The organism is Indolivaga capnocytophagoides DSM 22835 (assembly GCF_000426485.1).
GTDB classification, from domain to species: Bacteria; Bacteroidota; Bacteroidia; order Bacteroidales; family Dysgonomonadaceae; genus Dysgonomonas_A; species Dysgonomonas_A capnocytophagoides.
Genome location: NZ_AUFL01000004.1, coordinates 27740 through 52393, shown reverse-complemented (window position 1 = coordinate 52393; position 24654 = coordinate 27740). Strand labels below are relative to the sequence as shown.

Below are 24654 nucleotides of genomic sequence, written 5' to 3'. Positions count from 1 at the left end.
ATGAGCCAAATTCTATATTATATAGTATACGCCGTATTATACCTACATGCACTTCTACCTTTAAAAGTGCTGTATATTTTTGCCGACATATTATATATACCATTATATTATATCATTAGATATAGGGTGAAGGTGGTAAGAAACAATCTCAAGAATTCGTTTCCTGATAAGAATACAAAAGAACTCAGGCAAATAGAGAAAGAGTTCTACCATCATTTCTGCGATTACTTTGTAGAGACTATCAAACTGCTTCACATCACAGATTCGGAAATCAGAGAAAGAATCACTTTTGACAATATGGATATCGTCAAGGATTTAATGGAGGATAATAAGTCCTGCATCATGTTTCTTGGACATTACGCCAATTGGGAATGGGTTCCTTCTATTACACTGGAATTTACCGATGGAACTCTCTTGGGGCAAATTTACCGACCACTGAAAAACAAGGCTTTTGACAATATCTTTCTGAAATTAAGAAGCCGCTTCGGAAGTGTGAGTATACCGAAAAACAATACCCTCAGAAGCATGATTGAATTCAAGAAAGAAAACAAGAAAGTTTTAATCGGTTTTATGTCCGACCAAACTCCATCTGTTTCAAACATTCATTACTGGACAAATTTTCTCAATCAGGAAACACCAGTATACACCGGAGTGGAACGTATTGCCAAAAAGACCGGATTCTCGGTTACTTATCTCGATATCATAAAAACAGGACGCGGCAAATACAAATGCTATGTAAACTTGATAACCGCAGATCCTAAAAACGAACCGGAATTTACCATAACCGAGAAATATATAAGAGAGATGGAAAGAACGATCCTCAGACACCCTGCATATTGGTTATGGACACACAAACGTTGGAAACACAAAAGATCTGATGTTGAACACTCATGAAAAAAGTAGCTGTAGTTATACTTAACTGGAACGGACGCAAACTTCTTGAAGAGTTCCTTCCGTCTGTTGTCAATTTTACAAATACCGAGATTGCCGACATAATTATTGCCGATAATAATTCTACTGACGATTCCATAGAGTTTCTTTCTTCTTATTATCCCACCTTAGAAGTTATAGCCCTTCCTCAGAACTACGGATATGCAGATGGATACAATAAGACTCTAAAACTTCTCAATCACGAATATTATGTATTACTCAATTCTGATGTAGAAGTAACCGCTAATTGGCTCGACCCGCTATACCAATACATCGAACAACATACCGATGTTGCTGCTATACAACCCAAAGTTCTGGCTCAGCACAATAAATCGTGCTTTGAATACGCAGGTGCAGCCGGAGGTTTTATCGATAAACTAGGCTATCCTTTTTGCCGGGGTCGTATTTTTAATCAGGTAGAAAAAGACACCGATCAATATAATACACCTCTCGAAATCTTCTGGGCTACAGGAGCATGCTTATTCATCAGGTCATCGGATTACTGGAATGCCGGAGGATTGGATGCTTCATTTTTTGCACATATGGAAGAGATCGATCTTTGCTGGCGGCTCAATGCCAGAGGACGAAAACTGGTATGTCTGCCGGAATCAACAGTATATCATGTTGGAGGTGCTACATTACAGGAAGAAAGTCCAAGAAAAACATTCCTCAATTTCAGAAATAATCTATTGATGTTATATAAGAATCTATCGGAGAACAAATTCAAGAGGATATACACACAACGGAAAGCTCTCGATTATTTAGCAGCCTTACAATTTCTTATTTCAGGCAAAAGGCCAAATGCTTCTGCAATATTAAAAGCTCATAGAGAATTCAGAGTAATACAAAAGGAGTATGTGAAAGAACGAGATAACAATTTACAACGAACTACAAATTCTCCCATTAAAACTATTTATCAGGGAAGTATCCTTTACGATTTCTATTTAAAAAAGAGAAAAATATTTTCCGATCTTAAATGGCTCGAGTAGAACAAGCATTCATCAATCCCGACCTCCAATCTTTCCAATATAAACAGATAGAATATCTATCTGAATTATTCAAAAAGAAGAACCTAATAATAAACCATCTAAATAGAATATCATTTTTCACTAAAAAACGATTCTATCTTCAACACTAAAAACATTCAATAAGGATTTAAAAACCAACAATATAAAAACACCACCAATCTACTACATTATACTACAACTAAACAAGCTGATAGAATATTAAATAAATGACAGAACCTTTTCAAAAACGTCCGATGGTGAGTTCTCTGACAAGTTTATCCAATTTATACTATTATCCCGTTTAAACCATGTCATTTGTTTTCTGGAATAAATACGGGAGTTTTGTTTAATTTTCTCAATGGCAAATTCTAAATTCCATTCCCCATCCAAATATTTAAATAATTCTTTATATCCGACTGTATTCAATGAATTCAGGTTTCTGTATAGATAAAATTTTCGAGCTTCATCCAACAACCCGTCTTTCATCATTTGATCTACCCTGAGATTAATCCTTTCATAGAGTTCTTCTCTATTTCTCATTAACCCAATCTTTATTATTTCAAATGGACGTTTTTTAGGGGTGTTTGTTCTGAACGAAGAGTAAGGTTTACCTGTCATAAGGCATACTTCGAGTGCGTGGATAACCCTTTTATGATTTTTAAGGTCTACCTGATCATAAAAGATCGGATCAAGTAGTTTCAGTTGCGCTTTTATAGGCTCTAAGCCTTCCTTCTCAAAGAGTTCATATACCTCTTTACGAAGAGATTCGTCAATGGTAGGAACATCGTCAATTCCTTTACAGAGGGCATCAATATACATCATCGAGCCACCTGTAGCTATAACCTGTGGATGTGTTTTGTGCAATTCACCAATCAGAGATAAAGCTTCCGACTCAAATTCACTGGCACTATAATAATCTTCAACACCCAAAGTCCCCACCATATAATGAGGAACTCTGGCTAATAAATCGGAAGTGGGCGCCGCCGTTCCGATTGTCAACCCCTTATACAATTGACGTGAGTCTGCCGAAATAATGGGACATCCCCAATGTTCTGCTAAACTCACGCTTAATTCGGTTTTACCAACTCCGGTAGGTCCGAGTAGAACAACAAGTTTATTCATCAAAACTTCTCGTCGTCCGGTAAAGGCAATGCATCATCTAATCCATCAAACCCCTCAGCATCAAGCTCATCCAGATCATACCCTTCGTCACCATAAAAATTTTCGCCGGTATCAATGCTGGTTGATTTCAATTCGAAATCATTAAAATCGATGAATTGAGCAGGAGGATTTCCCTGAGATTTTGAGCAAACGGCCTCATTCAGATCTTGTCCGGTTATAATCTCACGAAGTTCGATAAAGAAGGCACGTTCCGTCATGTAATCAAACACATACATCAGACGCTGTTTCTCATCCTCTAGAAAATCATTCAAAACAGATTCCGACATAATATATGAATCTTCTTCCGAACTGGTATCCATTTCGGTTAAAGTTATTTCCTGTTCCTTTTCCCAATTATCATCACAAAGGAAAAACGAAGTCATTTCTCCATCCTGAAATCCAGTTGAAGCTAAAATAGCCTTATGGAGATCGAAGAATGTTGCATCAGCATCAATCTGAATCTCTCTCTTGAAGTCCTCAACTTCGTCTGACAACATTAAAAATCTGAATACCATATATTTTCAATCAATTATATTAAATAATAAAAGTATTTTGGGCAATACTCTTAAGAGATAACTACTTATCAATGTTTCTGTTATTTAGTTAACAAAAAAGATCAGAGACCTTATTTTGGTTAGCCAAAGTTATAAAATTTCCTTCAAATAAAATCTTACTAAACTTATTTAGTGAGATAAAGTATTTAATGATCTCGCATCCGAATCATTATAAGTTCCGGACTTCTAACAATCCTAAGCAATAAAAGGGTCTGAGACCTTATATTACTGTTATCTTTTTAGTATGTTTATTATAAACAGGCAATACATTCACTGTATCTATTGTAACACAGAAACGGGCTACATCAACTAAACCATGATCTTCGAGCCTTTTCATATGTTCACCGTTCGCAATGTATTTCATAACATCCGGTTTTGCATCCCTCCACATAGAAAGGGCAACACCCGCCGCATCGAAACGGGCATTATAACCTCCTTTCTCAACCAAAGCTTCTACTAATGCGCCGCCAAATAAAGAATCTTCGAGATTAAATTTATCTTTCCAGCCTGCACATAATACCAAAACATCTTTTTTCTGCTCGATACAATATGCAGCAACCTTCGACAAATTCGAGAAAGAACCGATAATAAGGCACGAACAATCTTCGGCCATATCAATGGCATGAGTTCCGTTTGTTGTAGAAATAACTACGTCTCTGCCTTCAACCTTTTCTCTTGTGTATTCAGACGGAGTATTACCAAAATCACCAAATTCAAACTTCACAACGTTGCGCTCTCCTCCAACCAGATAGCCTTTATCTTTATATGCCTTGGCTTCTTCCACAGTCGCAACCGGCATAATACTGCTTGCCCCATTATTAAGAGCCATACACATACTGGTTGTTGCTCTGAAAATATCCACCACTACAACGATAGTATCTCCGCTATCCTTATAATACGGATACAATACAGGAGAAAAACAAACATCTATTTTCATATATTTCTTTATTTCAATACTACAAAATTAATAAATTAAGCCAATTAGATCAATAAACAATTATCAACCGGAAGCAATTCATTTTTCATCATTGATTTTCAAAAAGGTAACAAAAGTTACTTAATATTCACTTCGGGGTATTAGCTACCTTTCTATATAGTGTCACTTTTTATTATGCATATAATTCAAAATTTAACAAGAAAAGGTAACAAAGGTTACATGCTTTATGTTCGTTTCCATCAGTAATCTTATTTTATTAGCACATTTTCTCATTAGCATATTACAACATTATTTTACTTATTAGAGCAAACACCTTGAAATATATTCATTGTTTGGGCATACTGTAGAGACGAAAAATCTTTCGCCCGCAGATTTATTTCATTTCGGGCAAATAATTATTTGCCCCTACGAGTACTAGAAACACAATATGTGAATTTGATACGTTTGCCTTATTTACTTATAGATAAAACTTCTGCATTTCTTTCTGTTTCACTATCTTTGTAGTCCGATTATCAATAACAGGCTGAAATACAGCGACGATCAACTAAGGTCTTAGACCTATAAAACATTTTATTATTCAGAATGATACAAATAGACGATGCTATAGTAGCGTTAGACATTATAGAAGAAAATTTCTTGTGTGACCTTTCCGCCTGCATGGGAGAATGTTGCGTAGAAGGAGAATCAGGAGCTCCCCTCGAAAAAGAAGAAGTGGCAGTTCTCGAAGAAATATTACCTCTTGTCTGGGACGACCTGTCTCCCGAAGCTCAGAAGGTAATACAAAAAACAGGGGTTGCATACAAAGATACAGATGGAGAAATGGTTACCTCAATTGTTAATGGTAAAGACTGCGTTTTTACTTACTACGACGAAAAAGGCATATGTAAATGTGCCATAGAAAAAGCGCATAAAGAAGGTAAGACAGATTTTTACAAGCCGATTTCGTGTCATCTATATCCTATCCGCCTCCAAAAATACCGGGACTTTACAGCGGTCAATTATCACAGATGGAGTGTATGCAAAGCTGCTGTTGCTCTAGGTAATAAAGAGGGTTTGAAAATATACCAATTCTTAAAAACCCCACTAATCAGAAAATTCGGTGAAGCATGGTATAATGAACTCTGCATTGCCGTAGACGAGTATAAAAAGATGAAAGAAGACGGTAAAATATAAAAGAAAAGGATGAAGAAAATACTTCATCCATTTTTATTTAGGATTATATTTTAGTGAATAACAGCTTTTTTATCTACCTCTACATTACTATTTAATACAGGTATAAGTGCTGCTATCCTGTACCCTTCGGCCACTGTGGTTAGATTGGTATAAACATCCACAAACAATGTATATTTTGTATCGCTATATTTAATGAATCTAGTCTCAACTTTACTGACCCCATAGGAAGTGAAACCACTTGCCAGCAATATCGAATATTTGGTAAAATCGGGATAATTGATTTCTACAGTTGCATCTGTACGTTCTATCAGAGCATCTAATTCTGCTTTAGACCTGATAATCTTTATCACTTCATCAGTTTTAGGGGATTTCCAGACTGCTCCTCCATTCAGGATAAACTCTGCTGTAACAATTTCTGTTTGAGAATCTTTATCGTCATCCGAACAAGAAGAGATAGTAAGCATAGGAAGAATTAATAGCAAATAAATGATTGTTGTTTTTTTCATAATTCGTTAGTGCTTGATTTTTTAAAATAATAACTAAATTACTACCTGTTATTATTGCATCTTCAAAAAAAAAACAGATAGCCCCAAGATCACAAATATATATTTTTTTTAACACCAACACAAGCATTTACATACTCTTCATAAAAAGATAAATGCTGTGACACTCGCAAAGTAGACAATAAACAAGATATATAAGGACGGGTAAAATCTACAGACTTGACAATCTTTTCATCCACAGCCAGAACATCCAGATCAATAATTACAATGCCTTTTGATTTATCCATTGGAGTCCTCCCCAATTGCTTCTCTATTTCTTTAAGACTATGCTTGATATCTTTCAATTCGAAATCCGAATACACCACAGCCAATTGATTATAAAATAACCCCTTAAACCCTTCACCCACAGGTTCTGTTTCCAACATATCGGAGTAATCGATACTCTGAAAACATAATTCGAGCAATTGCCTGCACCTAACCATATTTTCAGTCCGATTTTCATTAGAACCTAAACTAACCAGATAAGTTTTCATAACCGACTACAAATATACACTCATTTTTGACGAAAAGACACAGTATTGGATATTTTGAATTATATTTGTTTATATAATCAAATGGTTCGTTTATGAAAAGAATTGCCTTCACTCTAGCTATACTTTTACTTGGAATTATTCAGCTTACGGCACAAAATAAAACACCTATCATATACAAAATCAATATCAAGCAGGAAATAGGTTCTACAACCTGGCATCACCTGCAAAACGGATTATATCTGGCAGAAAAAGAAAAGGCCGATTATATTGTTCTTGATATGAACACATACGGAGGATATGTTACGGAAGCCGATTCGATGCGGACAGCTATCCTCAACAGTAAAATTCCGGTATATGTATTTATCAACAACAATGCGGCATCCGCGGGGGCATTAATATCCATTGCTTGCGATAAAATATTCATGCGCAGAAGTGCGAATATCGGCGCAGCTACAGTCGTGGATGGAACAGGTGAAAAAGCACCTGATAAATACCAATCCTACATGAGAGCCTTAATACGCTCTACTGCCGAAAGCCATGGCAAAGATACTGTTACAGAAAACGGAGTGACTATAACCAAATGGAAAAGAGATCCGGCAATAGCCGAAGCTATGGTTGACGAAAGAGTAAAAGTGGCAATTCTGCCAGACACAACCAAAGTATTAACTATGACCGCCGAAGAAGCTCTATCCGTAGGCTACTGTGATGGCATCGCCGAAAATATATCAGAAATAGCTGTAAAATACTTAGGCATCCAAGATTACGAACTAAAAGCATACAATCCATCTGTTTTTGATTACATCAAAGATTTCCTTACCAATGGTATTGTACAGAGCATCCTTATCATGATCATAATAGGAGGCATATATATTGAGTTGAAAACACCCGGAGTGGGCTTGCCCATTGCCGTTGCAATAACTGCCGCCCTACTCTATTTCACACCTTTATACATGGATGGCTATGCCCAAAACTGGGAGATTATACTATTCGTAGTCGGGTTGATCCTTATAGCTTTCGAAATATTTGTTATTCCGGGATTTGGTGTTGCCGGAATCAGTGGTATTATACTCACTGCTGCAGGACTATTTTTGGCCCTTATTGGTAATGTTGATCTTGATTTTGAAGGAGTTTCGTCCGATCAGGCATTAAAATCATTGATTACGGTTATTGTCGGAATATTCATGTCCTTTATTATGATTATTTCTCTGATCAGCAGAATTGGGAAAGAAGGCAGTATGTTCAGAAACATTGCACTGACAAGTGATCAGGAAGGTTTTATTTCTGTACCAGAGGAGCAGAAACAATTTATCGGACAAATAGCTATTGCCGCAACAGTGTTAAGACCTTCTGGAAAAGTGATTCTTAACGGCAATTATTATGATGCTGTAGCTAACAGAGGTTTTATAGAACAGGGCAAAACGGTAAAGGTGATAAAATACGAGAATTCCCAATTATACGTTGTAGAAATTAAAGAACAAGCATAAAAAAATGAAATTTATAGGAATTATCCCGGCACGATACAGTTCGAGCCGCTTCCCTGGTAAACCCCTTGCGGATATGGCCGGAAAACCAATGATACAAAGAGTATACGAACAAGTTAAACTTGCATTGGATGAAGTTTGGGTTGCTACCGATGACACTCGTATACTTGAAGCCGTAGAAGCATTCGGTGGAAATGCTGTCATGACCTCAGCCAGTCACAAAAGCGGTACAGATAGGTGCAAAGAAGCATATCAGAAAATAAACAAAGACTTTGATGTCATTATCAATATTCAGGGAGATGAGCCATTTATCCAACCCGAACAGATAAATGCTATTAAAGACTGTTTTGACACCCCGAATATTGAATTGGCAACATTAGTAAAGCCTTTCAAAAAAGAAGATGGCTTTGAAGCATTATTTAATAACAATTCGCCCAAGGTCGTAATCAACAACAATAACGAAGCTATTTATTTCAGCCGTTCCATAATTCCCTACATCAGGGATGTACACCATACCGAATGGCTCGACAAACATACATTCTACAAACACATAGGAATGTACGCATACCGTGTAGATATTCTGAATAAAATAACAGAATTACCACAGTCTTCGTTGGAACTCGCCGAGTCGCTCGAACAATTGAGATGGATCGAAAATGGATACAAGATTAAGGTTGGATACACCAATGTTGAGACAATAGGAATAGATACTCCCGATGATATGGAAAAGGCTTTAAAACTGCTTAACATTTAAGTATAAATCAAGAATAAATATACACAAAACGCAGCATGATAATCAATTAATCACACTGCGTTTTTCTTTTTTTATGACATTAAACACTTGTTTAATTCATTTTTCTTGACTATGTTTGCGTTAAACAACCGTTTAGAACAAATGTTTAACACAGAAGATTCACACATCGTTAAGAAACGAATACTCAGGGAAGCTCAGTATTTATTTATAAAAAATGGCTATAAAGGCACGAGTGTCAGAGATATAGCAAAAGCTTCGGAGACTAATGTCGCTATGGTAAACTATTACTTCCAATCGAAGTATAATCTTTTCGAGATTATTTTTGAAGATGCTCTGGATATTCTTGCAAAACGAATATTCGACACCATCCATTCGGATATGCCTTTTTTCGAACTTATCGAAACATGGATACACACCTACTACGAATTGTTATTCGAATACCCTCAGATAGCAGCTTTCATTCTGAATGAAGTCAGCCTTAACCCCGAAGGGCTGACCCAACGGATAAAAAACAAGAATCCCTACAGTTCATTCAGTAAAATAGAAGGACGAATACAGGAAGAAGTCAGAAAAGGAACAATCAGGGAAACTCCTGCTGCCGACTTTCTATTGAATATACTGTCGTTATGTATGTTCCCTTTTATATTTGGGAACATGGCTACAACTCTACTTGAGATACCTCGGAATATGTATGACAATCTCATTGAAAATCACGAAAAATATGTTATCGAATTCGTGATTAATTCTCTGAGACCCAATTCAAGCAATGCTGACAACACTTTCTAATCCTTAAGAATTATGAAACATCAATATAAAATGGGTGTTGACGTAGGATCAACCACTATCAAGATAGTCATTATAGACTCTCTGTTTCAGATTATTTATAAAGCTTACAGAAGACATCAGGCTAATATACAGCAATCTTTCGAAGAAGAACTTCTGAAGGTTGTGTCTCTCTATCCTGAAACGGAATTCTGTATAAACATTACAGGTTCGGCAGGAATGGGTATCGGCGAACGTATAGGAATCGAATTTGTTCAGGAAGTAGTTGCCGCAGTTGAAGTAGTAAATAAAGTGTATCCGGAAACACATACGCTTATAGACTTAGGAGGAGAAGATGCTAAAATGGTATTTTTCAAACAGGGCAAGCATCCTGACATCCGGATGAATGGGAGTTGTGCAGGCGGTACAGGCGCATTTATAGACCAAATGGCAAATCTGATGAATATTTCGACCGAAGAATTAGGAAAAAAGGCTCTTCTTTGTGAAAAGACCTACCCTATCGCTTCACGTTGCGGAGTATTTGCAAAAACAGATGTACAAAATCTGATAAGTCGAAATATTCCTGTTTCCGATATATCCGGTTCAATACTTCATGCTGTAGCATTGCAAAGTGTAACCACTTTGGCCAGAGGCTGCGACATTACACCTAAGATACTGTGTATCGGAGGGCCTCTAACGTTTCTTCCAGCCCTTAGAAATGCTTTTCGTTCGGTATTGAAAATCTCGGAAGAAGATCTCACTGTTCCCGAAAATGGGGAATACTTTCCTGCATGGGGTGCAGCCCTCTTCGAGAGCAAGCAAACTATATATCACGACTTAAATACTCTTCTGGCTAAATCAGAGAACAATATAAGTACACAAAAAGATTCCTTACCTGCTCTGTTTAAAGATGAAAACGAGTATCGGACATGGAAGCTGAACAGAAAAATAAAACCTCTGAAATTCAGAAAACTCAAGAATAATGACAAGATCGAATGTTTTCTTGGTATAGATTCGGGATCTACAACTACAAAGATTGTAATAATGGATGCCGAAGCCAATATATTATATACTTTCTATGGAGGTAATGAAGGTAATCCTTTGAAGAAAGTTGTAGAGGGACTAGCTAAATTCAGAAAACAAGCAGAGGATAATAACATCACGTACCGATTTATTTCTTCTGCAGCAACCGGTTACGGCGAAGACCTTATCAAATCGGCTTTAGGGCTTGATTATGGCATAGTGGAAACAATGGCTCACCTGTCTGGCGCACAATATGTCGATCCGCAAGTGTCTTTTATCCTCGATATTGGTGGACAGGATATCAAATCGATATTTACAGAAAACGGTGTCATATCAAATATCGAATTGAATGAGGCTTGTTCTGCTGGATGCGGTTCATTTTTACAGAATTTCGCATCTACAATGAATATGTCTTTGACAGAGTTTTCCGAATCGGCATGTATTGCTCAGTATCCATCCGACTTAGGATCGCGATGCACAGTATTCATGAATTCGAAAGTAAAACAGTCTTTGCGTGAAAATGCAGGAATGGATGATATTGCTGCCGGTCTGGCATATTCTGTTGTGAAAAACTGTTTGTATAAAGTTTTGAAGATTTCAAACCTGAAACAACTCGGTAACCACATTGTTGTTCAGGGAGGTACATTCCGCAACGATGCAGTATACCGTGCATTGGAATTACTATCAGGCAAATCGGTCGGTTCTACAGATCATCCTGAACTAATGGGTGCTTTAGGTGCAGCTTTGTATGCTCAAAGTTTATGGAAAAAAGAACAAAGCAAGACCTATTTCAATAATCTTTCGTTATTACCGAATCCGGACTTGATCAATAGTAAGGAATTACAGTGTAAAGGATGTACAAACAACTGCTCGGTATTGAGATTCAAATTCGAAAACGGCAATATATGTTATGCCGGAAATAAATGCGAAAAGATATTCTATAATAAAAATACAGCTCAAAAAGGAGGATTTAACGGATTTGATATCAAAAATGATACACTTTTCGATCAAAAGGTAAATCCCGATAATATACGTCAGGGAAAAACGATAGGTATTCCCCGTGTATTGAATATGTTCGACAATTATCCTTTCTGGCATACTCTATTATCCGAATCGGGTTTTAATGTGAGACTTTCTCCCGAGTCTACATTCCCGTTATACCAAAAAGGTGTAGGAGGTGTTATGTCCGATAACATCTGTTTCCCGGCAAAACTGGTACACGGACATATACTGTCTTTGATAGAACAGAAAGTGGATCGTATATTTTATCCTATCATACCAAAGGAAGAAAAAGAATTTGGTAGTTCGTCCAATTCATTTAATTGTCCGGTAGTGAGCGGTTATCCGGAAGTAATAAGAAGTTCGGTTGAACCCGAAGAAAAATACGGAATACCATTCGATAAGCCTGTTATCACTTTTAGCAATGACAATGCTTTGAAAAAAGGCTGCTACGAATACCTAACTTTGCTGGGTATAAGCAAAAGCACATTCGAACATGCCTTTGCGAAAGCTATGCAGGTAAAAACAGATACAAAAATACAATTGAGGGAACAGCAAAAAGCGTTACTTCAAGATGCAATAGATAATAATCTCACCGCCTTCGTTGTTGCGGGGCGTCCGTACCATGCGGATCCTTTGATCCACCAGAAAGTAGGACAAATATTATCCGATCTGGGAGCTCTTGTTTTTACTGACGATGTGTTTCGCAAAGAAGAAAGTCATGGATTCGGTAAATTAAATATCGTTTCTCAATGGGCATTTCCAAATCGTGTAGTACAAGCAGCAATGGAAGTCGCTAAGCTTCCCCACAATATTCAATTGATACAGCTAAACTCATTTGGTTGTGGTCCCGATTCATTTCTTATGGACGAGGTACAGGATATATTGAAACAGGCAGGTAAAAATCTCACAATACTCCGTATTGACGAAATAGCCAGTCCCGGATCTATCAGGCTGAGATTACGTTCATTGGTCGAATCACTCAAAACCATCAATACAAAAGAAAGAAAGACCCACACCGAAGATTACAAAGGATATCGCATACCTTATACGGCTAACGATCGTAAAAAGACAATACTGATACCTTGGTTTACTGATTTCTTATCACCGTTCGCACCGGCTTTGGGCGAATTAGTTGGTTATAAAATAGAGAATCTCCCAAAATCAAATAAAATGTCTGCCGATCTGGGGTTGATGTATGGGAACAATGAAGTTTGTTATCCCTCGACTCTTATACTTGGCGACATCATAAATACTCTGCAATCGGGCGCATATGATGTACAAGATATTGTATTGGCTATAACTCAAACGGGAGGACAATGCCGTGCGACTAATTATTTGGCTCAGATAAAGAGCGGACTTATCAATGCCGGCTTTCGAGACATTCCTGTAATAGCTCTATCATCTGGCGATTCATATCAGAACGAAGAAAGCCAATTTAATATTGATTGGAAGAAGTTGGCTAAGATAGCCGTTGATACGGTTCTCTATTCGGATGCTTTGCAACAGATGCATAGTGCTATATCCGTAAGAGAAAAGAAAAAAGGAGATTCACAATCGGTCTTCGATTTCTATATAGAAAGAGGTATAGATGCCGTACGAGCGAATTCACCTAAAACTTTACGCCGACTCTTGAAAGAAGCTGTCGCCGATTTCAATAATGTATTGATACACGATAAACAATATACTAAAGTAGGTTTAATAGGTGAGATATTCCTCAAATACAATAATTATGCTCAAGCCAATATTACAGAATGGCTGAGGTCGAAAGAAGTCGAGGTTTCATGCCCACCCTTACTAGACTTCCTGCTACAATTCTTTGTGAATAGCAAGGAAGACGTAAAGAACGGTTTGAAAGAAGAAACAATCTTCGAAAAAGCATTGAAACCTGTGATCTGGCAGCTTATCAATATGAAAATCAAGAAATATGAAAAGATCATGAGCAATTTCCGATTCTACGAACCATCTGAATCGATCTTTGCGAAAGCCGAAGCTGCATCTGAGGTTTTAAGTCTGTCAAATCAGTTTGGCGAAGGTTGGCTTATTGCCGGAGAAGTTGCACACTATGCCCGTAAGGGGGTCAATAAAGTTGTATGTATTCAACCATTCGGATGTATAGCCAACCATATTGTTGCGAAAGGTGTCGAAAAACGAATGAAGACGTTGTACCCCGATATGAATATCCTCTATCTAGATATAGACGGTGGCATCGCCGAAGTAAATCTGCAAAACCGTCTGCACTTTATGATATCGTAAGCCATTAAATGGCTAACAAACCTATTAACGTTACAGAAATAATCATAAAAGGGTCTAAGACCTCATCTGTTTTAACAAATTGTTAAATAAGCAATAAGGTTATCCATTAATGGATAACCTTATTTAATATCTGCAAATGAGATCTTATATCTTACCTTAAAGAAGCACCAAGCTCCTGCTCCAGCGACTTCTGTATTTTCTGCATGATGGCATCTATTTGCTTATCTGTTAATGTCTTTTCATCATCCTGCAATACAAAGTTCACAGCATAAGACTTTTTACCCTCCGGCAGGTTCTTTCCTTCGTAGACATCAAACAGACCGACCTCTTTTAATAGTTTCTTTTCAGATTTCCTAGCAATACGTTCAATCTGATCAAACAGAACAGCTTTATCCAATAGCAAAGCTAAGTCTCGTTTTACAACAGGATATTTAGATATTTCGGCAAATGTAACTTTATGCTTTTTGATCTCTTTCATCATAGCATCCCAGTTAAGTTCTGCAAAGAAAACCTCGGTATTCACATCTGTTTGTTTCAGCAGTTTTTTAGCCACAATACCCAATGTTCCTAAAACTCGGTTACGGGTTTTAATAATCAACGCAGAACTGTATATATCATTCGAAACTGGTTCGTATTCGTATTTGTCGGCAGGTATTCCCAGACGAAGCAAAACATTCTCTATATAAGCCTTAAGCTGATACACCGAAGATTTTTCGGTAGGTGCAACCCAGCTATTATTAACAGAATCTCCGCAAAGCCATATTCCCAAATGAAATTCTTCGGAATATTCGTTTAGAGGTTTTTCTGCATCTTTTTTCTCGGTATCAAAATAATAACAGTTTCCGAATTCGTAGAATTTCAGATCATTGTTTTTGCGGTTACGGTTATAAGCTATACTTTCCAAACCTCCGAACAGCAATGATTGACGCATCACATTCAGATCGGCACTCAAAGGGTTTAATAGATGTACGCAAGCCGAATCGGGATAAGTATTAAGACCTGTATAATATGCTTCTTTAGTAAGAGAGTTGTTGAGTATCTCCATAAAACCTGCTCCTGTCAATTGTTCAGAAATCAGATTTTGCAAATCATAACTACGGTCAGTCGGTGTTTGATACGATAGGTTAGACTTCAACGACTCTCCTATCTCAATATTATTGTAACCATATATACGAAGAATATCTTCGATAACATCTACTTCGCGAGTCACATCTACTCTGTATGTAGGAATACTTAGAGTTAAACCATCTGTACTTTCGCTCTTTATTTCAATTTCGAGACTTGCTAATATTGATTTAACGGTTTCTTTTGATAGCTCTTTACCTATCAATGAATTTACTTTTGCATAAGTCAATTCTACAACAGGATTTTCTATCACTGTCGGATAAACATCCTGAATATCTCCTATGATAGTACCTCCAGCAACTTCCTGAATGAGTAATGCAGCGTGCTTCAGCACATATAATGTATCGTTAGGGTCACATCCTCGCTCAAAGCGGAACGATGAGTCGGTATTCAGACCATGACGACGAGCTGTCTTACGTACCCATGTAGGATCGAAATATGCACATTCGAGAAAAACATCAGCAGTAGAATCTGTTACTCCTGATTTTAATCCGCCGAAAACTCCGCCGATACACATACCTTCTTTGTCATTGCATATCATCAGGTCTCTTTCACTCAAAGTTCGCTCAACTTCATCCAATGTGGTAAATTTTGTTCCTTCTGTAAGAGTTTTCACATATACAGTTCCCCCTGTAATGTATTTGCTGTCGAAAGCATGAAGCGGATGCCCCAGTTCGTGCAATACATAATTAGTCACATCCACAATATTATTTATAGGACGCAATCCTATGATAGACAAACGCTCTTTCAGCCAATCGGGACTCTCAGTAACTTTTACACCTGTTATACTTACTCCTGCGTAACGAGGGCAAGCTTCTGTATTCTCAACTTTTAAAGTGATGCCTTTCTTCGAATTATCAGTTTTGAATCCATCAACAGAAGGACGTTTCAATTCGGCTCCTTTTCCGTTCTGTTTCAGATAAGCTGCCAAGTCGCGTGCCACACCGAAATGAGATGCTGCATCAACCCTGTTTGGAGTGATGTCAACTTCGAGAACGTAATCGCTTTTTATATTATAATAATCTTTGGCTAGTGTACCTACAACTGCATCAGCAGGTAGTACAATAATACCATCATGACTAGTTCCTAATCCGATTTCATCCTCAGCACAGATCATACCGAACGACTCCTCTCCCCTGATTTTAGACTTCTTAATCGTAAATGACTCTTCTCCTGAATATAAAACCGTACCAACCAAAGCAACAACAACCTTTTGCCCGGCAGCTACATTAGCTGCACCACAAACAATCTGAAGTGGAGCTTCTTGTCCTACATTTACGGTTGTTATATGTAAATGATCCGAATTGGGGTGATCAACACATGTCAACACCTCTCCGATCACCAAACCTTCAAGTCCGCCCTTTACTGTTTGAACTTCGTCTATACCTCCCGTTTCCAGACCAATAGAAGTTAAAGCATCCGAAACCTCTTCGGGTGTTAAGTCGAAATCAACAAAATCTTTTAACCAGTTGTATGAAATATTCATATTCCAAAATTCTTTCTAAGCCGTTTAAATCCGGCTGTTTATATATTATTTTTCTTTATTCATTTTAAGCCTGTCAAAATTACAAAATTTATCACGTAATAAAAAACCCAAAAGCCTTATTGTTATAGGTAGAATGTGATGCTCTGTTTACAATCAATATCATTAAACGATTAGAGAAACCAACAGAAAACCGCAAAAACTATAAATAATAAAAAGCAATTAATAGTATCTTTATCACCCAACTAAAAACGTATATATGTCTGATCAAGAAAAATATGACCGAATCTTCGAAGCGAATAACAAATGGATCGAAAAAAATAAAGTCGATAACCCCGGTTTATTCAAACTATTAGCAGCCGATCAACACCCCGATTTTCTCTATATCGGATGTTCTGACAGCAGGGTACACCCCAATCAGGTTATGGGCCTTAAACCCGGGGAGGTATTTATTCACCGTAATATTGCAAACATGGTAATATCGACCGACTTGAATGTGCTTTCCGTTATTAATTACGGAGTAGAATATCTTAAAGTAAAATACATTATCGTTTGTGGACATTATGGATGCGGAGGCATACAAGCTGCTATGAAAAAATCAGACTACGGAATACTTAACCCATGGCTGCGAAGTATACGGGATGTTTATCACCTACATAAAAAAGAGCTGGATGTTATTGATGATACAGAAGCCAGACACCGACGCCTAGTAGAGCTTAATACATATGAGCAATGCCGCAATATCATAAAAATGGGAGAAGTACAAAAATCCTATTACGAAAAAGGCTATCCGAAAGTTGCAGGATGGGTATTCGACATCAAAGATGCACGTCTTCATGATTTATATTTCGATTTGGATAGAGAACTGGATAAGATTAAAGAGATTTATGATATCACGGGCAACGCTGAATAATCCTATTTTCGTCTTACTTTGATTGTTAAAAACACACTATTAGAAAAAATCTATATCTGTGTCAAAACCTTTTCAGCAAAGAATTTGTTCTTTAACATGTAAAGTATAGTTATGCTCTTAGGTTTGAAATCAGAAAAAAGTAGTGTATATTTGTGCCGCTAAAATAATAAGCATAGCAGATCCTTAGAGTAGGACTGTTTTTTCCGAGAATCGGAGAAGTTATAATCTATGGAGAGATTCTGTGGATATAGCTTTAGTAGTAACCTAAATATTATTTTATGAAGTATTTGAAGTGCTTCTTGCTCGTTGGGATAGTGTTGATCACTTCGTCCTACACAACAAGAACTTCGAAGGTTTCAGAAGGTATATATCCAGGAAACCTAATGCCCGAGTTAAAAATAAGTGATAACGAGGGCAATAAACTTGATCTTAAGTATTTAAGGGGAGTAAAAGTATTGGTAAGCTTTTGGGCGGCATATGATGCCGACTCACACATGAAAAATGTTCTTTTATGGAACTCGTTAAAAAAAGACAAGAGTCCACTGGTTATGATTTCCGTGGCTTTTGATAAAAACAAGGCGATCTTCGAAAAGACATTAAGTATGGATGGAATCGATAAGACATACCAGTTTCAGGAAACAAAAGGTAGCGGTTCGGAGCTTTATCAAAAGTATCAACTGGGAAGAGGTTTTAAAAATTACCTGATTGACGAAAAAGGAGTCATCATGGCAATGAATCTCACACCTGCTAAATTGAATGAAATTTTGAAAAAAGAAACCATGTAAGTATGAAAAAACCAGGCTCTTTCGAGAGTCTGGTTTTCTTTTTATAGATAAAATTCATTTGGATCAAAATCCAATAAACGACGCTCCACTAACTCGAATACAACAAAATCCGGACGAACTTTTAATATAAGATTCCTGTCAAACCGCTGAACACCGATAACGGCATGACCTACATTATTGCAAAAATAATCATACATATTTTGAAAGTAGGAATCCCTGAATACCACACATTTACTTTCTCTTTTTACATTTATCGTTTCCTCTAAGGGGACATCCCAGCCATCGTAGTTCATAGACCTTATCGTTTTTGTATAGTCATCCTTTTGTTTCTTAAATACGGAATAAGATTCTTTCATCAGAACATCTATCTGGCGAGATAAGTCCATAGTAAACACGGCTGTATCTTTTACTTGATAATCATTCAGGTCAATAGCTCCCACATCGTATTTCTTCCTTATTTCATCTAACAACCTTTGAGTACCCAAATATGCTCCCAGATGATTCCAATGAGTATCGGTTTTATAAAAATAAAGCTTCTGTCCATCTTTCTGTTCCAATATATAATCACTCATATCTATGACATTAACATGAAATCCCTTCAGTTTCCGTTTGACAACATCTTTTGTTTTCCCTACCGTTAGAGGCTTTATCGGTAGCATCTCGGGATACACAGACGCCTTATCCGGACCTATAGCCAAATAAAAATCAATACCAAGGGAATCACAGAAAATTTTCATTGCCAGCATTTTGCTGCATGTACTATCCATACGTTCTTCTATATCGGAAACGACTCCCAAGGATTGGTCATAATTATGATAAGACTTGTTACCGGGAAACAACCAGCCATCTTTACCTACAACCACCTCATTCGGAAAAGGGTTCTCTCCTAAGATATCCCATTTAAGGTATTTATAAAAGTTATACAAATGATTCCTCAATGCAAAGTTAGATTTGTAGAAAGCATCAACTTTCCGTATAAACAAAACCGGATATGTATACAGCGTGTACCACCCCGGAAATTTATCTTTCGCTCTATTTTCCGAGGCTGTAGAAGACTCATAAAATGGGAGGAATAATGTCGGTATTGAGATAATTATCACAAATAATATGACAAACAGATATTTCGGTTTCATAATTTTAGAATCTAAAATAAATAAATGGAGTAAATGTCGTTATTGTTTCAGCCGCTATGAGGAAAATCAATAACAACAGCAGACACACATAATATATATATTCAATATAAGTATGCTCCACCATATATGCGGATAATCTATTTCTGAAAGCAGGAAAAACCGGAGAGCAAAACAACAAAGCAAATGATAAAATTATAATATGGTGAACTGTAAGATAATCTGCCATATGAAACACAACTTGATCAGTAGATAATCCTCCGAAAAGATTTTGAATGAACAAGAGAGACATTTCCAAATTAGCCGATCGGAAGAACACCCACCCTATCATAACTACCAACAATGTATAAATATGCTGTATCGGTTTTGGAGTCTTTTCCAAAATCTTATCTCCCCCCATACGCTCCAATACAATAAAAAGCCCATGCCAAATACCCCATATAATGAAATTCCAACTGGCACCATGCCAAAGGCCCGTTACGATAAAAACAATCGAAAGATTAATGTAAGTTCTATATTTACCTTTTCGGTTTCCTCCGAGCGAAATATAAAGATAATCTCTGAACCAGGATGACAATGAAATATGCCAGCGTCTCCAGAACTCTTTTATCGAATTGGATATATACGGATAATTAAAGTTCTCCTGAAAACGAAAACCAAATATACGAGCAAGCCCGATTGCCATATCGGAATATCCCGAAAAGTCGAAATATATCTGTAAAGTATAAAAAGTTATCCCAAGCCAAGCACTTCCTACCGACACATACTTAGGATGTAAATCGAATATAAGGTCTGCTATATAAGCACAGTTATTGGCGATGATTACCTTTTTGGCAAGCCCTAATATAAACCGCTCTATACCCGATGCGAAGTTATCGAGATTAGTTCCTCTCGAACCGAGCTGCTCCCTGACATCTGTAAATCGGACAATGGGTCCAGCAACCAATTGAGGAAAGAAACTGACATACGTCGCAAAATCAATCAGATTATAACATGGCTTAATATTATTCCGATAGATGTCTATATTATAAGATAATGTCTGGAATGTATAGAAACTGATCCCTACCGGTAAAGCTATTCGAGGAATAGACATCCAACTATAGCTTATGCCTAACTCGGTTATTAGAGTTGTAAAAGAATCATAAGCAAAATTTGTATATTTAAAAACAGCCAAAGTACCCATACTCGTTAGTATCGATATACACATTCCAATCTTTCGATAATCTTTGGCTATAAGTATACCCGAAAAATAGTTTGTTATAACTACAAAGAGCATAACAAAGACCATTTTCGGTTCTCCCCATGCGTAAAACAACAAACTCAGAAAAAGAAGTGTTATATTTCTGTATTTCCGGGGAGTTGACAAATATGAGAGTATCGATATTGGTAAAAAGAAACCCAGAAAGAATATGCTACTAAATAACATGTATATATAATCGTTTGATCCCTAATATTTTTGCGAGGCAAAAATAAGTATAAATATGATCTTTTTCACTATATAGATAAAAGAAAAGAGGAAATCTTCCGCAGAAAGCTTCCTCCTATGCTTAATTTCAAAGTATTTTATCTTAAAAATGCCATGCAAAACCAAATAGAAAATCGATTTCGGCAAACCAGAAATGCTGAGATGCTTTATCGCTCTTATCATAGGTTGTGCGGATACTTGGCATATTGATATAACCTTCTTTACCTTCGCAACGCAGGAAAAACAAATCCCACAACAATACATCAGCACCAACTTTACCGTTCAAACCAAAACCGGCCAGATGAAACTTATCATGACGTTCCTGATCAAACAGTTTAACATTGGATTTGGGTAGTAAAAAGCCAGCACCACCTCCAACTAATCCGTTTATTTTTAATATTCCATTCTTGTAGAAATTATGATAATATTCAAACTCGGCATTGATATAGTTCAGACCGTCAGTATGTTCGAATGTAAGGAAATCGTCAGTAAGTTTTATCTGTCCATCCTGAACTCTATCCTGAAATTCTTTAGGAACGGTTCCCGAGACCTTTACTGTTTGATCCTGATCCATTACGTATTTCATGTGGTCTACACCGATGCTGATCGCCATATTGTCTTTAAAGAAATAACCTATACGGAAATTGGTCTGAGGTATAGTTATACGATCCAGCTGCAAATAATTATGATAACTAACAGGACTCAGCTTATCATGTGCAACGGCTCTGTATAATTTAAAATCATAATCATCTCCGGTAAAATGAATGGTAGAGTTTGTATAATGACTCCTGTTCCATCCCCAGAAAGCGAAGAATTTTCCCTTTTTATATGCAGGCTCAGTCTGCGCAAATAACGAAAATGTTGATGCAAGGATTAATGTTGAAAGTAATATTTTTTTCATTTTATTTGTTTTTAAGAAACCGGAATATGTTGTTTCCCTAATTAAACAAAAAATATATTAATTTGTTCAACTCAAATCCTGTCCAACTTTCACTAATCTCACAGCTCTGTATTTGAAGAAGTATAACAATATGCCAACCAATATAACAATCCCGATGATAAGCATATATCCTAATATTTCTTTTATACTGACGGTAGTCGCCTGTATCTGTACTTTTCCGTACAAAGTATTTAGAGCCATCTGTTTTGCTTCCTCTATGCTCAAACCTTTGGCTATATAACTTGAATAACTTTGAGTGTATAAGCTCGAAGCATAAGGATTCAAAGCATCTACAGACTCAGACAGCACAGATAGATTTTGTTGCTGCAACCGATATAACCAATTTGTCATTATACCTAAAGCTACCGCTGGAGCTAAAGCTGATCTGGAACAGATAATGAAAAAAGCATTATATATCAACTGCTTTGGCTCAAGCCCCTGAATTGCGTATACACCTATGGCAACATACAATATCACAATTCCGATACCCTTAAGAAACATAGGCAAATATAAATCTTCGTATGTTCCTTCTGGCTGTACATTAAAGTACAGGAGAGCAATAGCAAGTGTAAAACAGGAGAATCCGATAAACAACAGCCAAGCCATGCGTATAGCTCTGCGATAGAGGTAGTAGCACGCAAAACCACCGATCACAATACCCGGAATCATATACAAATACAGCTCATTAGCTTTAGTCGCATCCAAACGCAAGACAGATGTAACGTATGCCGACGACAATGTGGTAAACGAAGCCATAAACATCATGAAGAACGAAAACAAGTACATCACAGCCGAGTTCCGGTTCTTCAAAACACTCATATCCACAAAAGGGCGTTTATCAGACATTAGCTGACGGCGGATAAACATCCATCCTAAAACAGGAATACTTATCGTTGCAATTATAATATTCCGTGAGGCAAACCAATCGTTAGTTTTCCCATAAGTACAGACATAAATTATAGCCATCATTACACACGATGCCTGAAAGAAACTATACCAATCAATCTCTTTATAAGGTATGCGGATAAGTCGTCTGCCGAAAGCCATAAACACCACTACCAGAAGCATAGCAATAAGCAACAAAACAATCATAAAATAGTACATATGCTGCCATTGATAATTGTATGCAAACTCGGCGGTCAATACCAGAGATAACTGTCCTATAATAAGAGATATGGGATAAAATTTAGAATAAAATTCATTACGTGTACCACTGGGTGTCACAGTGGGCATCAGAATAGAAATGATCTCTATAAGAGAAAACCCTTTGAAATACCCAATAAAAAAGCTGCAGACAATCAATACCTCTACATATGTAGTTGTAGCGCAGATAAAACTTAGCCCCAATTGGGCAAATAGTACAATCAGTATAATTGTTTTGGTGGTAGCCACAGGTCTCAAAATAGGTACTATGGGATACGATATAGCCATACCTGCCGATGCCGCAAAGTAAGCCATGTTAATATCTTCGGACAATACTCCCAGAAAGCTGGAGATATCGACACTACTACCTGTATATGCGCCATTTATGAGCATAACAGGGAACAAGATAAAAAGGGCTACCACAGCTTTGAGCCATGTAGGAACCCATTCTCTGAAGTGTTGGGGAGCAGCCGCTATGTTTGCCTGCTGGCTCATTCTCTTAATATAGCTTCTGTTTCAACCATCATACCCGCTCTTAGTTTAGACATGTCCTCTTTGCTTGCATCAACAAAATCGATACGTACAGGAATACGCTGTTGTATCTTCACGAAGTTGCCGGCAGAATTATCTGTCGGTAATAATGAGTATTTAGATCCGGTAGCTTCCGATATTGCCGTTACTTTTCCTTTAAATACCTTACCCTTAATTGCATCAACCTTGATATTTACCATCTGACCGATGTATATATTCTCAATCTGCTTTTCCCTGTAATTAGCAATAATCCATTTATCTTCGCCTTTCACCAGATTGGTTATAGTCTGTCCGGCCTGTATCAACTGACCTTCATCCAAAGCTCTCCTCCCTACATATCCCGAGTAAGGAGCAGTAATAACCGTATACGAAAGATTGAGCTCAGCCATAGCCAAATCGGATTTTCGCCGGGCTATCGCCGCCTCTGTACTATTTCGTTTTTTCTGAGTTTCTGATGATACGGATCTGACAGACTCCTGTTGTTTCGACAATGAATTGTAATGGGCTTTCATAGCCTCATATTCGGTCTTCATCTGATCGAATTGCTGTTGAGACACAGCATCGGCGGCCAGCAGGTTTTTATATCTGTTATAGTCCTGCTCCGATTTCCACAAACGGGCTTTTGCTTCTTCTATGTTCGCCAGAGAAACAGCAACATTTGCCGCAGCTGTATTAATTGTAGATGATAATATTTCGGCTGATGCTTCAGCGTCTTTCATCGCAGCCTCAGCATCAAGCAATTTAATTTGAAATTCACGATCATCAATCACCAGTAATGTATCTCCTTTATGTACATACTGATGGTCTGTAAAATTTATTTTTTTGATATATCCCTGCACCTTGCTGTTTACGGGCGAGACATATTGTTCGACTGTGGCATCGTTTGTTATCTCATACTCGTAATAACGCAGAAATATATTACATGCCCAAACAATACCTGCCAAAGCCAGCACAATAGTTATTATATTTAGTAACAGATTTCGTTTCTTTTTGCTCTGTAACTTTTTATAAATGCGTTGTTGTTGTAATTTTTCCTCTATTTCAGATTTTTCTATATCCATATATG

The 24654-nt window shown here is 37.2% G+C and carries 20 protein-coding genes; 9 read left to right on the top strand and 11 right to left on the bottom strand.

The features are described 5' to 3' along the window. Together K322_RS0100225 and K322_RS0100220 are read left to right on the top strand one after the other, a co-directional pair. Positions 1–894, top strand: coding sequence for a lysophospholipid acyltransferase family protein (locus K322_RS0100225; RefSeq protein WP_026625041.1), 894 nt, complete (start codon positions 1–3; stop codon positions 892–894). Beyond that, the gene (locus tag K322_RS0100220) at positions 891–1919 is read left to right on the top strand and encodes a glycosyltransferase family 2 protein (protein WP_026625040.1); all 1029 of its coding nucleotides are present in this window, start codon (positions 891–893) and stop codon (positions 1917–1919) included. Before K322_RS0100225 ends, K322_RS0100220 begins: the two co-directional genes overlap by 4 nt. A 237-nt stretch (positions 1920–2156) precedes the next feature. Here K322_RS0100220 and miaA read toward each other — a convergent pair whose 3' ends face one another. The 3 genes from miaA to K322_RS0100205 all read right to left on the bottom strand — a co-directional run bounded on the left by miaA (position 2157) and on the right by K322_RS0100205 (position 4589). After that, on the bottom strand, positions 2157–3059 hold the full coding sequence (miaA, locus tag K322_RS0100215; protein ID WP_026625039.1) for a tRNA (adenosine(37)-N6)-dimethylallyltransferase MiaA: 903 nt from the start codon (positions 3057–3059) through the stop codon (positions 2157–2159). Beyond that, positions 3059–3613: an IS1096 element passenger TnpR family protein gene (locus tag K322_RS0100210; protein ID WP_026625038.1), complete on the bottom strand. Its 555-nt coding sequence runs from the start codon at positions 3611–3613 to the stop codon at positions 3059–3061. Before K322_RS0100210 ends, miaA begins: the two co-directional genes overlap by 1 nt. A gap of 259 nt (positions 3614–3872) precedes the next feature. Further along, positions 3873–4589: a 2-phosphosulfolactate phosphatase gene (locus tag K322_RS0100205; RefSeq protein ID WP_026625037.1), complete on the bottom strand. Its 717-nt coding sequence runs from the start codon at positions 4587–4589 to the stop codon at positions 3873–3875. Between the two features lie 582 nt (positions 4590–5171). Here K322_RS0100205 and K322_RS0100200 point away from each other — a divergent pair. Beyond that, the gene (locus K322_RS0100200; RefSeq protein ID WP_026625036.1) at positions 5172–5762 is read left to right on the top strand and encodes a DUF3109 family protein; all 591 of its coding nucleotides are present in this window, start codon (positions 5172–5174) and stop codon (positions 5760–5762) included. 50 nt (positions 5763–5812) lie between these two features. Here the strand turns inward: K322_RS0100200 and K322_RS0100195 are convergent, their stop codons facing one another. Both K322_RS0100195 and K322_RS18210 read right to left on the bottom strand, forming a co-directional pair. Beyond that, positions 5813–6268: a hypothetical protein gene (locus K322_RS0100195; protein ID WP_026625035.1), complete on the bottom strand. Its 456-nt coding sequence runs from the start codon at positions 6266–6268 to the stop codon at positions 5813–5815. Positions 6269–6357: 89 nt separating this feature from the next. Further along, positions 6358–6798 (bottom strand): 2-amino-4-hydroxy-6-hydroxymethyldihydropteridine diphosphokinase, encoded by a 441-nt coding sequence (locus tag K322_RS18210; RefSeq protein ID WP_051290529.1) that lies wholly within the window; start codon positions 6796–6798, stop codon positions 6358–6360. Between the two features lie 92 nt (positions 6799–6890). Here K322_RS18210 and K322_RS0100185 point away from each other — a divergent pair, with 92 nt between their 5' ends. The 4 genes from K322_RS0100185 to K322_RS0100170 all read left to right on the top strand — a co-directional run bounded on the left by K322_RS0100185 (position 6891) and on the right by K322_RS0100170 (position 14073). Beyond that, complete coding sequence (locus K322_RS0100185) at positions 6891–8282, top strand: NfeD family protein (RefSeq protein ID WP_026625034.1); 1392 nt, start codon at positions 6891–6893, stop codon at positions 8280–8282. Positions 8283–8286: 4 nt separating this feature from the next. Continuing rightward, the gene (gene kdsB / locus K322_RS0100180) at positions 8287–9033 is read left to right on the top strand and encodes a 3-deoxy-manno-octulosonate cytidylyltransferase (RefSeq protein ID WP_026625033.1); all 747 of its coding nucleotides are present in this window, start codon (positions 8287–8289) and stop codon (positions 9031–9033) included. Between the two features lie 141 nt (positions 9034–9174). Then, complete coding sequence (locus K322_RS0100175) at positions 9175–9819, top strand: TetR/AcrR family transcriptional regulator (RefSeq protein ID WP_026625032.1); 645 nt, start codon at positions 9175–9177, stop codon at positions 9817–9819. 12 nt (positions 9820–9831) lie between these two features. After that, entirely contained in the window at positions 9832–14073 is a 4242-nt protein-coding gene (locus K322_RS0100170) for an acyl-CoA dehydratase activase-related protein (protein WP_035330962.1), read from the top strand. A 151-nt stretch (positions 14074–14224) separates the two neighbouring features. Here K322_RS0100170 and pheT read toward each other — a convergent pair whose 3' ends face one another. Beyond that, on the bottom strand, positions 14225–16684 hold the full coding sequence (gene pheT / locus K322_RS0100165; protein ID WP_026625030.1) for a phenylalanine--tRNA ligase subunit beta: 2460 nt from the start codon (positions 16682–16684) through the stop codon (positions 14225–14227). A gap of 256 nt (positions 16685–16940) precedes the next feature. Between pheT and K322_RS0100160 the strand changes: the two genes are divergently transcribed. Together K322_RS0100160 and K322_RS0100155 are read left to right on the top strand one after the other, a co-directional pair. Further along, entirely contained in the window at positions 16941–17594 is a 654-nt protein-coding gene (locus K322_RS0100160; protein WP_026625029.1) for a carbonic anhydrase, read from the top strand. Positions 17595–17872: 278 nt separating this feature from the next. Further along, on the top strand, positions 17873–18379 hold the full coding sequence (locus K322_RS0100155; RefSeq protein ID WP_026625028.1) for a TlpA family protein disulfide reductase: 507 nt from the start codon (positions 17873–17875) through the stop codon (positions 18377–18379). A 41-nt stretch (positions 18380–18420) separates the two neighbouring features. On the opposite strand, the gene K322_RS0100150 is transcribed toward K322_RS0100155, so the two are convergent. The 5 genes from K322_RS0100150 to K322_RS0100130 all read right to left on the bottom strand — a co-directional run bounded on the left by K322_RS0100150 (position 18421) and on the right by K322_RS0100130 (position 24649). Then, complete coding sequence (locus K322_RS0100150) at positions 18421–19512, bottom strand: alginate O-acetyltransferase AlgX-related protein (RefSeq protein WP_026625027.1); 1092 nt, start codon at positions 19510–19512, stop codon at positions 18421–18423. 4 nt (positions 19513–19516) lie between these two features. Continuing rightward, positions 19517–20785 carry an MBOAT family O-acyltransferase gene (locus K322_RS0100145; RefSeq protein WP_221406991.1) on the bottom strand — a complete coding sequence of 423 codons (1269 nt, stop codon included), beginning with the start codon at positions 20783–20785 and terminating at the stop codon, positions 19517–19519. A gap of 292 nt (positions 20786–21077) precedes the next feature. Beyond that, positions 21078–21875, bottom strand: coding sequence for a hypothetical protein (locus tag K322_RS0100140; RefSeq protein WP_026625025.1), 798 nt, complete (start codon positions 21873–21875; stop codon positions 21078–21080). Positions 21876–21941: 66 nt separating this feature from the next. Then, positions 21942–23552, bottom strand: a complete 1611-nt coding sequence (locus K322_RS0100135) for an MFS transporter (RefSeq protein ID WP_051290528.1) — start codon at positions 23550–23552, stop codon at positions 21942–21944. Then, the gene (locus K322_RS0100130) at positions 23549–24649 is read right to left on the bottom strand and encodes an HlyD family secretion protein (protein ID WP_051290527.1); all 1101 of its coding nucleotides are present in this window, start codon (positions 24647–24649) and stop codon (positions 23549–23551) included. Before K322_RS0100130 ends, K322_RS0100135 begins: the two co-directional genes overlap by 4 nt. Positions 24650–24654: the final 5 nt, after the last annotated feature.